Raw genomic sequence first — 11820 nt, forward strand, 5'->3', positions numbered from 1 at the left:
TAATCTAGGCGCTAGGCGGATTCAGCCGTGAGCATGGACTGAAACTTTGCGATGGCTTCTGGCGCAAGGCCAACCGCAGCAAACACGGCGCACGTAAAGCTGAGCGGCGCAGTGCCGGCTGCGGTGATGATGCCCTCGCTGGCCACAGCGCGCGGGCTGGCCTGGTAAAGCGCGCCGCCGTGATAACCGGCAGCGTTGTCTTGCAAGAACTCGGCGCCGTTGGATGTATGGGCAACGGTGTCGAGCAGGCCGGCGCGCGCCAGCGCCAAAGTGCCGCCACAAATGCCCGCGATGCCTGCGCCATTCCCGCGCGCAGTGCGCAGGAAGCTGTTCAGGTCCGGCGCATCCCGCTGTTCCCACAACGTGCCGCCGATGACGGCCACCACATCCGGCCGCCAGTCCAGGCATTGCTGCAAGCCGTTCTCCACCGTGACAGCCAGGCCGCCCATTGAGCGAAACTGCCCCTGCCCCTGCCCCTGCCCCTGCATCGGCGTGAAAAACCGGGTCTCAATCCCGTAGTATGGCGCCGCCGTTCCGGCGATGAACGCATATTCCCAATCGGCGAAACCGGGCGTCAATATCAATCCAATGCTGGGCATTGCTGGCTTCCTTTCAATTGAACTGCATGATTGCATAAAAAACACCATCATACTGGTGTTCGTTACCAATTTCTGTCCGGAGAGGTGTGCAGATGTCTCTTGCATGCTATCGACTGCGCGCGGCGATGGCGCTACTATCTGAGAACGGGACAAAAAGGAGGCCAGCATGGAGATGAAACGCATTAATGCGGGAAAACTGCGGGCCATCGGCTACGACGCGCGTGACAAAATGCTGCGTGTGGAGTTTGAAGACGGTACGGCCATGGACTATTCCGGCGTTGGCAACGAGGTGTGGCGCAAGCTGTCTACCTCCGGTTCGGCCTGGAGCTACTACCGTGACAATATCGAAGAAGAATATACCGGCCGGCGCGGCGTGGTGCGCAAGCCCACTACGCGCGCCGACCTGGAAGACTTGTTCAAGCCGCCTGCCGACTAAGTCCGCGCTCCAGCGTTGACAGCAGCACGGCGGTGGTCATCAGCACCATGCCCGCGATCAGCGGCAGACGGGCGTCCTGCCCGATCAGCATGCCGGCCACGGCGGTGCCGGCGGAGCTGGAGGTGATCTTCATGGCCGCCACCCACAGGAAGATCTGGCCGCGCGCCATGGGCGGCGCGTACTCGGTGCGTGCGGCCAGCGTGGCGGCAAAGAAAAAGGCGTTCACCGTGCCGGATAGCCAGAACAGGCCGACGGCCACCATCCAGTCCGGGCTCATCACGATGGCAAACAGGCCGCAGGCCGCGCCGAGCGCCAGCATCGTCATCAGCTTGTCCGGGCTGCCGCGCAGCGGCCGCAGCATGAGGCCCACCGATCCCGTCAGGTTGCCGATCCCGTAAGCGGCCGTCATGACTGCCGCGCTGGCCAGCGGAATCCCCAGCATGCGCGTCATCTGCACTGCGGTGATCGGCAGCGCGGCCATACTGAACGCCACCAGGCAAGTCATGTATAGCGTGCGCCGCAAGCGCCCATCCTGCACCATCACGCCGATGGTGCGCCAGGCACCCGGCACCGCTTGCGGATTGCCGCCATGTTCAGGCGCGCTGTAAGGCAGCAGCATGACCAGGCCGGCCGCCAGCAGGGTGGCAAACGCCAGGCTCAGGCCGGCGTAGGCAGGCGAGGTCCAGGCCGAGACGGCGGCAACGGTGGATGCGCCCAGTGTGTTGCCGATGCCGTAGGTGGCAATGTCCCATCCCTGCGCGCGGCGCAGCGTACGTTGCTCGCAGCCGGCGATGGCGGGCAGGCGGGTGCTGATGCCGCCCGTGAGCAGCGGGCCGCACAGGCCGGCTGTCGCCAGCAGCAGCGCTGTGAGCACGACCGGAATCTGGCCGTAGCTGGCCACCGCGACGGCCAGGGCGAGGGCATACAGCACGCAAGCCGTGGCGATCACCTTGCGGCCGTCGTCGGCGAGGTCGATGCGGCGCGCCACAAACGGCCCCAGCATATGTGGAGCGGTGAGGCAGGCGCCCAGCAAGCCGGCCAGGCTGCCGCCGTCGCCGTGCAGGGTGACCAGCAGCACGATCGCCACCACCGCGCCGCCATCCGCCATGCGCGCCAGCGCGGCTGCGGCGACGTAGCGCGCCAGCGAGGTCCACGGCGGCGCGCTGGTGTTCATGCCAGCTCCAGCGTCTCGATCAGTTTGGCGAGCTCGGCGCGGTCGGCGCCGCCCAGGGCGTTGAGCGGCAAGGGCAGGCAAGGGTGCTGCACCAGACCCAGTATATCGAGTGCGGTCGCGGTAATGCGCAGGCTGCCGCCGTGGCGGGCGATCAGGTCCCAGTAGGGGCGCAGACGTTCAGACAGCTGGGTTGCGGCGTCCGCATGGCCGGCTTGCGCGGCGCGCGCGATGGCCAGCGTGGTGCGCGGGAACAGGCCGCCGATGACGGAGTACCACGCTTCGCAGCCCGCGTTCATGCCGGCCGCGCCAAACCAGTCGCCGCTGACGCCCAGCGTGACGCTGGCCGGGATCAGGGCGCGCAGGCGGGCCACGCGCTCTGCGGCTGCGGCGGGATCGGCCGGTACCCCGGGAATCTTGATCGAGCCGATATTCGGCAGCTGGGCAATGCGGCCATGCAGTTCGTCGCTGAAGTTGAAGCGGGTGGTGCCGGGATTGTCGTACACGCACAGCGGGATCGACAGGTTGCGCGTGACGTTTTCGTACAGGCCATAGACTTCCTCCGCCTGCAGGCTGTGGTACGAGACAGGCGCCAGCAGCACCGCGCTGGCGCCCGCCTTTTGCGCATCCTCGGCCAGCGCCAGCACATCGCGGGTGCGCAGCGCGCCGATGCCGACCATCACCGGCACGCCGTCCGCATACTCCACCGCCAGTTGCGCGGCGCGCGCGCGTTCGGCGCGTGTCAGGTAGGGATAGCAGCCGGTGGAACCCAGTGCGCCGATGGAATCGACGCCAGCTGCGGCCAGGCGCCGTACCAGCCGGCCAAAGGCGGCTTCGTCCACGCCGGTTTCGTTCATGGGGGTGATGGGGAATGCGCTAAGACCGGAAAACATAGGGCGATGCTCCTGATAGGGTAGAATGTCTGATACATAATAACACTATGTCCTAGGACAATGTCAAAGATCTCTGGAACCACTGCAATTGAAATTGCCGACTGCATCCGTGCGCTGGTGCAAAGCGGCGACTATGCCCCTGGCGCCGCGCTGCCGCCGGTCCGTGAACTGGCGGAGACGCTGGGCGTCAACCGCAACACTGTGGCTGCGGCCTACCAGCGGCTGACCAAGGCCGGCCTGGCCATCGCGCAAGGCCGTCTGGGCACGTCGATTGCTGCGCCGCCCGGCGCCGGCGAACAGGAAGGCATGAGTACCGACTCGCCGCTGATCGACCTGGCCCACGGCAATCCGAACCGCGACTGGCTGCCGGATGCGTCCACGCTGCTGGCGGGGCGTCCGCTCAAGTCGGCGCTGTATGGCGAGGCGGCGATCCTGCCGGCGTTGCGCGAATGTGGCCGCAACTGGTTTGCGCCAGACTGTCCGCCCGGCTGGGAGCTGGAACTGACGCACGGCGCGGTGGACGGCATCGAGCGCCTGGCGGTGGCCCATCTGGTGGCTGGCGACAAGGTGGCGGTTGAAGATCCGTGCTTCCTGGGCAGCATCAACGCGCTGCGCCTGGGCGGCATGCGCGCCGTGGGGGTGCCGATTGACGAGGAGGGCATGCAGCCGCAGGCGCTGGCGCGTGCGCTGGACGACGGCGTGCGCGCCGTGCTGCTGACGCCGCGCGCGGGCAATCCCACCGGCCACAGCCTGTCGTCGCGCCGCGCCGACGAGCTCAGGCGCGTGTTATCCGCCTATCCGAATGTGCTGGTGATCGTGGACGACCATTTCGCCTTGCTCACGGAATCGCCGTATTACTCGGTGATTCCCGCCAGCACCGCGCGCTGGGCCGTGCTGCGCTCGGTCTGCAAGGGGCTGGGGCCGGACATGCGCCTCGCCTTCGTGGCGTGCGATGCGGAAACTGCCACCCGCTTGCGCACCCGGCTGGCGCCCGGCATGACCTGGGTCAGCCGGCTGCTGCAAACCATCGTCGGCGCCTGTCTCGGCTCGGCCGAGGTGCGGGCGCAGATCGACGCCGCACGCGCAGCCTATGCAGCGCGGCGCACGGAAATGTGCGCGGCGCTGCAGGCGCAGGGCATCGCCGTGTTCCAGCCCAGCGGCGGCCTGAATGTGTGGATTCCAGTGGCGCGCGACGCCAGGGATGTCGCTTACGCGCTGGCCAGGAAAGGCTGGCTGGTGCGGCTGGGCAGCGCCTACGATGTGCAGGGCCAGTCGCAGGCGATCCGCGTCACGGTGTCCACGCTGGCGGACGGTCAGGCGCAGCAGTTTGCAAAAGACCTGGCGCACGCCTTGCGATCTGATTGAATCATCTGGGTGGCTGTGGTTTAATCAAAAGATCGTTGATCTCAGTGATTACCATGCACAGCGCCAGCCATCCAGACCCACAGCAACAGCAAGCCCTTCCTGCATACCGCGTCGAACGTTCCAGCGTACACGGCAACGGCGTATTCGCCCAGCGCGATATTGAGCCGGGGGAACGCGTGATTGAATACGCCGGCCGCGAGATCGGCTGGGACGTAGCGCAAGCGCGCGCGGACGCCCAGGGCGGCCCGCACAACCACACATTCTTCTTCAGCCTGGCCAACGGCAATGTGATCGACGGCGGCGACCATGGCAATGAGGCGCGCTTCATCAACCATTCCTGCGAGCCCAACTGCGAGGCCATCGAGGAAGAGGATGGCCGCATCTTCATCTACGCGCTGTACGAGATCAAAAAGGATGAGGAACTCAGTTATTCCTATCCGCTCATCTACGAAGGCCGCCACACGCCTGCCATCAAGCGCGCGTTTGCCTGCCGTTGCGGTGCGCTCAATTGCAGCGGCACCATGCTGGCGCCCAAGCCGCGCAAGCGCAAGCCCAGGGTCAAGCCAGTGCCGCTTGCAGAGCTCGCCCCTGTTGCAGCAACAGTTCAAAGTCCGCAACCGGTAGCGCTGGGCTGAAGTAGTAGCCCTGGATTTCGTCGCAGCCGCTGCGGCGCAGATAGTCCAGCTGGCTTGCGGTCTCCACGCCTTCCGCAATCACGCGCAGCTTGAGGTTGTGCGCCAGCGCGATGATGGACACCACAATGGCGGCCTCGTCGCCGTCGATGATGTCACTGATGAAGGAACGGTCGATCTTGAGCACATCGATCGGGAATTTGCGCAGGTAGGAAAAACTGGAATAGCCGGTGCCGAAATCATCGATGGACAAGGCGACGCCGAGCGCCTTGAGCTTGTGCAGCAGCTCGACCGCCTGCGCCACATCGCTCATGAACAGGCCCTCGGTGAGTTCGATGTCCAGGCAGGCCGGCGGCAGGCCGGTTTCCTGCAGCACGTCCGCAATCGAGGCCACCAGATGCGGCTCGCTGAACTGGCGCGGCGACAGGTTGACGGCCACGCGCAGCATGCCGTGGCCCGCATCCATCCACGCTTTCGCTTGCGCGGCGGCGGTGCGCAGCACCCAGGCGCCGATATCGACAATGAGGCCGGTCTCTTCCGCCAGGCCGATGAAGCGGCACGGCGCTACCATGCCCAGTTCGGGATGCTGCCAGCGCAACAGCGCTTCCATGCCCACCACGCGGCCGCTCTGCAAATCCACCTGCGGCTGGTAGTGCAGCACCAATTCCTGCCGCTCCAGCGCGTTGCGCAGCGCGCTTTCGATGCGCAGCCGCTCGCGCGCCTCTTCGTTCATGGCCGGCTCGTAGAACTGGGTGTTGTTGCGGCCCAGCTTTTTGGCGCGGTACATGGCAATGTCGGCATGCTCGATGAGGCGCTGGGCCGGTGTGCCGTCGGCGCCATAGATGGCCACGCCAATCGAGCATGTGACAAAGAACTCTTTGCCCTCAAGCATGACGGGCCGCGTGACGGCATGCATGATGCGCTGGGCGGCGTCGTGCGACAGCGCTTCCTCGGGATATTCGGCCAGGATGGCGACGAATTCATCGCCCGACAGGCGCGCCACGGTGTCGCTGTCGCGCACGCTTTCCTGGAGGCGCTGGGCGACGGTCTTGAGCAACTGGTCGCCGGCCTTGTGGCCGAGGCTGTCGTTGACGAATTTGAAGCGGTCGAGGTCGATCAGCATGACCCACAGCGGTTTGCCGCTGCGGTTGGCAAACGCCACCGCCTGCGTCAGCCGGTCCTGCAGCAGGACGCGGTTGGGCAGGCCGGTCAGCACGTCGTGGTGGGCAATATGCTGGATGCGCTGCTCGGCCAGCTTGCGCTCGCTGATTTCGGTGCCGGTGCCACGGTAGCCGCGGAATTTGCCGTCGCGGTCGAACACCGGTTCGCCGCTGGTGCTGAACCAGTGCACCTGGCCATCGGTGCCGGGCAGCGAATACTCCAGGTTGGTGAAGGGCAGGTGGGATTCCAGCGTGGTGCGGTGGTCGCGGCCCCAGCGGTTGTCCCACATCTCCGGATGCAGTTCCCAGCGCGTGCGGCCGAGGAAGCGTTTGGGGTCCTGTTTGCCTTTGTCGAAGAAGCCGCCCGTGATATTGATGAAGCGGAAGTTTTCATCCTGTTCCCAGTACCAGTCCGAAGACAGCGCCAGCAGGCGGCGGAAGCGGTGCTCGCTTTCCTGCAAGGCTTCCTCGGTGCGCTTGCGTGCGGCCACGTCTTCGGCCAGCTTGTCGTTGCTGAGCTTGAGTGCCAGCGTACGTTCGTCCACCAGTTTCTGCACGCGCCTGGAACGTTGCGCCAGCGAGTTGACAAACGCTGTCGTGAGCAGCGTGAACAGCAGGCCGCCGATCAGCGTCGAGATGGAACCCAGGTGCTGCGGCAGGAACGGACGCGGCAGCGGCGTCACCAGCACGTGCCAGGATTTGCCGGCGGCGTGGAAGCTGCGGGTGTAAGGCTCGCGGTAATCCACCGCCAGCCAGCGCTGCACCGCGTTGGGCGCCGGCAGCAGACCGGCAGGTTCGCCGCGGCTGTAGATCAGGTTGGCGGCACTGAGGTCATCGCCGATGTAGACTTGCAGCATGAGCTCGCGGTCGTCGAGCAAGTCATTGGCCAGCAGGATTTTGTGGATCAGGTCGGCGGAGCGGATGACGGCGCTGGTGTTGCCGACCCAGGCCGCGCGGCGCCGTTCGATGGTGTTCAATTCCGCGCCCTGGCGGTAGACCGGCAGCATCATCACAAAGCCCTTTTGCGTGCCGCGTTCCTGCTGTAGCCGCATCAGCGGCGTGGTGCGGGCCTGGGCGCTGTCCACGGCCTCGTTCATGACCCGCAGCATCGGCGCGATCGAGGCCACATCCAGGCCGAAGGCGGGCTCGTTGCCTTCCAGCGGTTCCAGGTAGTCCACGATCACGTGCTGTGGGCGCGCATCCATGGGGCGGTTGCCGGTGTCGTGCAGGCGGTAGCCGGGCGACTGTTTCTGCATCTCCGCTTCCAGCCGGCGCGCGCCCGCCTCGTCCAGCACGCGGTGGAAATTGAAAGCTTGTACAAATGGATAACGTTCCAGCAGTGGCTGGGTAAAGCTGGCAAACTGCTCGCGGCTGACAGTACCCATCGACCTGAACAGGCCATTGAGGATGGTGACCAGTTCCAGCGTATCGTCCATGCCACGCCGGATGGCGGCCGCGCGCGCCTGGCCGCGCTGCTGGAAGCTCAGTTCCATCTTGCTGTATTCCAGCGCGTTGACGGCAATGAACAACAAGGCGGTGACGGACAGCCCGGTCAGCAAGGTCAGCATGGCCGCCACGGATACTCTGGAGGACTTGCGGGAAGACGGCATGACGCGCTTTCCAGAGGCAAGAGTGGCGGGACACGGGCAGGAGCTGGGGCCGCAGGGTTGATTCTAGTGTGTCACAAAAAATGTCCCGCCGACAGACGCATGTGTCAAATAACCACGGTCTAGGCGCGGCGCAATTTCCGCACCACCCAGTGCGCCAGCAGACGGTTGAGCAGCGGCAGCGCCAGGCCGCCGGTGCGCGCCACCTTGCGCTGCATGGCCATGGCGGGCGAATGGCCGCCGCCCTTGACGGCAAACAGGATGCGGTTGTTGCCGGCAATGCCGGGAAACCAGCAGATGTGACCGTGGAAGGTCTGGCGCAGGCGCCGCAGCATGGTGTTGTAGAGCGGGTCGTAGCTGAAGATATTGGTCACCATCACGCCGCCGGGGCGCAGGGCGCGGCGGCAGTCGGCGTAAAAGCCGGCGCTGCCCAGCGCGGGCGGCAGGCCGTCGGCGTCAAAACCGTCCACCAGCAGCACGTCGGCACTGTTGTCCAGTTGTGACATGTAGGCCACGGCGTCGGCCTGGATCACCTGGAAGCGGGCGTTGTCGCGCGGGATGGCGAACTGCTCACGCAGCGCGATCACGTCCGGGTTCAGTTCCAGCACCGTGATGCGGGCTTGCGGCAGGTAGCGGTAGCAAAACTTGGCCAGCGAGCCGCCGCCCAGGCCCACCATGACGATGTGGCCGGGCTGGGGGTGAAACAGCACAAAGCACATCATGGCGCGCACATAGCTGAGCACCAGATCGTCCGGGCGCGACAGGCGCATCTCGCTTTGCACCATGCCGGGCTGGAATTCCAGCAGGCGTTTGTCGCCGTGCGTGCGGACTTGGGGGCGGTGGATGGGCGGCGTCAAGTTTTGTTGTATGGTGGATTTACCCAGGGAATTTATAGTAGCATGGCGTTAGCACAGGCCTGCCCCTCTGGCGGCCAACTTGGAGAGAGATACGATGTTTTTAGACCACCCAACGCTTACCGCCACCAACAGCTTTACCGAGCCGGACCGCCTGGAGCGCCTGACGCGCGTGTACGGTTACGTGGCGGCCCTGGCCGACCTGGCCGGCAAGCAGAGTTTTATCGAAAAAGTCAGCCAGCTGCACGACCATAAAGGCACGCTGATCGTGTTCTGGCATGATGCGCCGACCGAAGACGAAAAAGCCTACTTCACCCAAGCCTGGTCCAGCAAGATGGGCGATGGCAGCACCAACGTCGAGCACGAGGTCTGATCCCGGCTGCGGTCATGGATACAAAAACCTTGCTGTTGGCGCTGGCACTGGGCAATCTCAGCCTGTGCGCAGCGCTGTTCTTTTTTGCGCTCGAAGCGCGCCGTAGCGGTCAGGCGGCGCGTGTCCACGCCACCTGGGCCTGGGCCAAGCAATGCCAGGCCGTGGCCTGGGGACTGTTGTATTTCCGCGGCGTTCTGCCGGATTTTCTGACCATCCCGTTTGCCAACGCCGTGCTGTTTGCCGGTTTTGCGCTGGATGCGTCCGCACTGTGGGAGCAGGCCGGCCGCCGCGTGTGGCGGCAATACCTGCTGCCGGCGCTGGGCGCGGCCATCGGCGTGTACGTCGGCGCCTGGCTGCTGCAGCTGCCCGCCGGCGGACGGATTGCGATTGCCTCGGTGGCGGCGGGCTTGTTCTTCCTGGCCGGTACCGCCGCCCTGGGACGGGGCTGGAGCAGCGGCACCCTGTTGCGCCGTTATCTGGTGGTGTCCATGCTGGTGTTGACCGCTGCGGTGGTGGCGCGCGGCCTGTGGTCGCTGTTGCCGGAGGGCGTCAGCTGGCTGAATCCCTCGGTGGTGCAGGGCGCGGGACTGGCCGCGCTGTACCTGATGATGCTGGGGAACGCCTTCGGCTACCTGCTGCTGGCGCGCGAGCAGGCGCAGGGCGAGCTGGCGCGGCTGGAATCGGTGGATGCGCTGACCGATGTGCCCAACCGCCGCGGTTTCTACCAGGTGCTGACGCCGTGGATTGCGCTGGCGCGCCGACCCGGCACGCCGACCGCGCTGATTATCCTGAACCTGGACCAGTTCAAGCGCGTCAACGACAGCTATGGCCATCCGGCCGGCGACATGGTGCTCAAGGCCATGGTGGACGTGTGCAAAAAACAACTGCGCGACTCCGACCAGATGGGCCGCCTGGGCGGCGCCGAATTTGCCATCCTGCTGCCGCGCACCGCGCTGGAAGATGCCAGCATGGTGGCCGAACGTATCCGCAACGCCGTGGCAGCGCTGCCGGTCAAGGCGGAAAAGGCCATCATCAACATGACCGCCAGCCTTGGCGTGACAATTATCCGTGCCGAAGACAGCACCGTAAGCCTGTTCAAGCGCGCCGACGAGGCGCTGCAGGCGGCCAAGCAGGCGGGCCGCAACCGTGTGGTAGAAGCGCAAAACAGCGGTACCATGGAAGCCTGGTCATGAAGCTGTCACAAACACGGCTTATCGTGCTTATAATGGTGTAAATCGTTTAGTCAGATTTTTAGCGCGGAGCCTTCCTTTCATATGTATGCAGCAGTAGACCTGGGTTCCAACAGTTTTCGCCTCCACATCGGCAAGCATGATGGCGAGGCCATACGCGTCCTGAAAAGCGTGCGCGAACCGATACGTCTGGCCGCCGGGCTGGACAAGGACGGCAACCTGACGCCGGCCGCCATGCAGTCGGCGCTCAACTGCCTCAAAAATTTCCGCATCGTGCTGGCCGCCTACAAGCTGGACGCCGTGCGCGTGGTGGCGACGTCCGCGATGCGCGTGGCGCGCAACTCCGCCGCCTTTTTGCCGGAGGCCGAACTGGCCATCGGCTACCCGATCGAGATTATCTCCGGCGAGGAAGAGGGCCGTCTGATCTACATGGGCGTGGCCCATGCGGTCGCCCTGCCGGGCGAACGCCGCCTGGTCATCGACATCGGCGGCGGCTCCACCGAGCTGATACTGGGGCGTGGCCAGGAAATTGAACGGGTCGAGTCGTTCAGCGTGGGCACCGTCAAGCAAAGCCTGTCGTTCTTCATCGGCGGCCGTGTGGACGCGCCCTCGTTTGAGGCGGCCATCCTGTCGGCGCGCAGCCATTTCGAGGATGCGGCGCCGCCGTATCATCCGCAGTTCTGGAAGCAGTGCTACGGCTCGTCCGGCACCGCGCGTACGATTGCCGACATCATCATCAAGAACGGCCTGGGACGCGAAGTGAATGCGGACTCGCTGGAGGCGCTGAAACAGCACTTCATCACCTGTGGCCACATCAGCAAAATCGATATGGCGGGCCTCAAGCCGGACCGCGCGTCCACCATCATCGGCGGCCTGGCGATCCTGATTGCGCTGGTGAGCGAGCTGGATATCCCGGTCGTGATACCGATTGAAGCCGGCCTGCGCATGGGCGTCATGTGGGACTTGCACCTGCGTTCCACCAAGCGTGACCGCCGCGAACAGTCGGTGCAAGGCTGCATGCAGCGCTTCCACGTCGATGAGCGCCGCGCCCACCGTGTGGCCAACGACGCGCTGGCACTGTATGCGCAGACCAAGCCGGCCTCCGAGCAGTACGGCCGCCATCTGTACTGGAGCGCACTGCTGCACGAAATGGGCATGGTGGTGTCGCACACGGGCTATCACAAGCACGCCGCCTATATCATCGAGAATGCCGACCTGCCGGGCTTCACGGCGCGCGAACAGCGCACCATGAGCCGTCTGATCGTCGGCCACAAGGGCAACCTGCGCAAGGTGGCCGAGGTGCTGACCGACCCCGATTTCGCCAAGGCGATCGTGGCGCTGCGTTTGTCGGTGCTGTTCATGCACTCGCGCATCGATATCGACTTCACGCAGATCAAGCTGCGCTTCAAGAGCCGTATCGAGCTGGAGATCCGCCGCGAATGGGTGGCGGAGCATCCGACCCTGTCCTATTGGCTGGAGAAGGAACAGGAGCAGTGGGACGAGGTGGGTGTAGACTTCAGCATCCGCACCAGCGGCTAAC

11 protein-coding genes are annotated in these 11820 nt (G+C 65.1%); 6 read left to right on the forward strand and 5 right to left on the reverse strand.

All coding sequences use genetic code 11. From position 1 onward, the window contains the following. Positions 1-11: 11 nt before the first annotated feature. Positions 12-599, reverse strand: a complete 588-nt coding sequence (locus BUA36_RS17375; protein ID WP_072786537.1) for a DJ-1/PfpI family protein — start codon at positions 597-599, stop codon at positions 12-14. A gap of 172 nt (positions 600-771) precedes the next feature. Here BUA36_RS17375 and BUA36_RS17380 point away from each other — a divergent pair, with 172 nt between their 5' ends. Then, on the forward strand, positions 772-1035 hold the full coding sequence (locus BUA36_RS17380; protein WP_229255736.1) for a KTSC domain-containing protein: 264 nt from the start codon (positions 772-774) through the stop codon (positions 1033-1035). Here the strand turns inward: BUA36_RS17380 and BUA36_RS17385 are convergent. Together BUA36_RS17385 and BUA36_RS17390 are read right to left on the reverse strand one after the other, a co-directional pair. After that, positions 1016-2209, reverse strand: coding sequence for an MFS transporter (locus BUA36_RS17385; RefSeq protein ID WP_072786541.1), 1194 nt, complete (start codon positions 2207-2209; stop codon positions 1016-1018). The two genes, BUA36_RS17380 and BUA36_RS17385, sit on opposite strands and share 20 nt — an antisense overlap. Beyond that, a complete protein-coding gene (locus tag BUA36_RS17390) occupies positions 2206-3099 on the reverse strand; it encodes a dihydrodipicolinate synthase family protein (protein ID WP_072786543.1) in 894 nt (297 codons plus the stop codon). The genes BUA36_RS17385 and BUA36_RS17390 overlap by 4 nt, the downstream gene beginning before the upstream one ends. Before the next feature lie 60 nt (positions 3100-3159). Between BUA36_RS17390 and ptsJ the strand changes: the two genes are divergently transcribed. Together ptsJ and BUA36_RS17400 are read left to right on the forward strand one after the other, a co-directional pair. Next, complete coding sequence (gene ptsJ / locus BUA36_RS17395; RefSeq protein WP_072786544.1) at positions 3160-4464, forward strand: MocR-like B6 salvage transcription factor PtsJ; 1305 nt, start codon at positions 3160-3162, stop codon at positions 4462-4464. A 53-nt stretch (positions 4465-4517) separates the two neighbouring features. Next, on the forward strand, positions 4518-5099 hold the full coding sequence (locus tag BUA36_RS17400) for an SET domain-containing protein (RefSeq protein ID WP_072786793.1): 582 nt from the start codon (positions 4518-4520) through the stop codon (positions 5097-5099). On the opposite strand, the gene BUA36_RS17405 is transcribed toward BUA36_RS17400, so the two are convergent. Then, positions 5023-7866, reverse strand: a complete 2844-nt coding sequence (locus tag BUA36_RS17405; protein ID WP_072786546.1) for a bifunctional diguanylate cyclase/phosphodiesterase — start codon at positions 7864-7866, stop codon at positions 5023-5025. The genes BUA36_RS17400 and BUA36_RS17405 overlap by 77 nt on opposite strands. Before the next feature lie 119 nt (positions 7867-7985). Next, positions 7986-8720, reverse strand: a complete 735-nt coding sequence (locus BUA36_RS17410; protein ID WP_072786549.1) for a spermine/spermidine synthase domain-containing protein — start codon at positions 8718-8720, stop codon at positions 7986-7988. A gap of 94 nt (positions 8721-8814) precedes the next feature. Here BUA36_RS17410 and BUA36_RS17415 point away from each other — a divergent pair, with 94 nt between their 5' ends. The 3 genes from BUA36_RS17415 to BUA36_RS17425 all read left to right on the forward strand — a co-directional run bounded on the left by BUA36_RS17415 (position 8815) and on the right by BUA36_RS17425 (position 11819). Next, the gene (locus tag BUA36_RS17415) at positions 8815-9090 is read left to right on the forward strand and encodes a hypothetical protein (protein ID WP_072786551.1); all 276 of its coding nucleotides are present in this window, start codon (positions 8815-8817) and stop codon (positions 9088-9090) included. A gap of 14 nt (positions 9091-9104) precedes the next feature. After that, positions 9105-10283 (forward strand): GGDEF domain-containing protein, encoded by a 1179-nt coding sequence (locus tag BUA36_RS17420; protein ID WP_072786553.1) that lies wholly within the window; start codon positions 9105-9107, stop codon positions 10281-10283. Between the two features lie 81 nt (positions 10284-10364). Beyond that, positions 10365-11819 carry a Ppx/GppA phosphatase family protein gene (locus tag BUA36_RS17425; protein WP_072786554.1) on the forward strand — a complete coding sequence of 485 codons (1455 nt, stop codon included), beginning with the start codon at positions 10365-10367 and terminating at the stop codon, positions 11817-11819. Position 11820: the final 1 nt, after the last annotated feature.

The organism is Duganella sacchari, from assembly GCF_900143065.1.
Lineage (GTDB): Bacteria > Pseudomonadota > Gammaproteobacteria > Burkholderiales > Burkholderiaceae_D > Rugamonas > Rugamonas sacchari.

Coding starts and splice junctions, on each gene's coding strand:
- BUA36_RS17375 (WP_072786537.1), bottom strand. CDS start 599: ATGCCCAGCATTGGATTGATATTGACGCCCGGTTTCGCCGATTGGGAA.
- BUA36_RS17380 (WP_229255736.1), top strand. CDS start 772: ATGAAACGCATTAATGCGGGAAAACTGCGGGCCATCGGCTACGACGCG.
- BUA36_RS17385 (WP_072786541.1), bottom strand. CDS start 2,209: ATGAACACCAGCGCGCCGCCGTGGACCTCGCTGGCGCGCTACGTCGCC.
- BUA36_RS17390 (WP_072786543.1), bottom strand. CDS start 3,099: ATGTTTTCCGGTCTTAGCGCATTCCCCATCACCCCCATGAACGAAACC.
- ptsJ (WP_072786544.1), top strand. CDS start 3,160: ATGTCAAAGATCTCTGGAACCACTGCAATTGAAATTGCCGACTGCATC.
- BUA36_RS17400 (WP_072786793.1), top strand. CDS start 4,518: ATGCACAGCGCCAGCCATCCAGACCCACAGCAACAGCAAGCCCTTCCT.
- BUA36_RS17405 (WP_072786546.1), bottom strand. CDS start 7,866: ATGCCGTCTTCCCGCAAGTCCTCCAGAGTATCCGTGGCGGCCATGCTG.
- BUA36_RS17415 (WP_072786551.1), top strand. CDS start 8,815: ATGTTTTTAGACCACCCAACGCTTACCGCCACCAACAGCTTTACCGAG.
- BUA36_RS17420 (WP_072786553.1), top strand. CDS start 9,105: ATGGATACAAAAACCTTGCTGTTGGCGCTGGCACTGGGCAATCTCAGC.
- BUA36_RS17425 (WP_072786554.1), top strand. CDS start 10,365: ATGTATGCAGCAGTAGACCTGGGTTCCAACAGTTTTCGCCTCCACATC.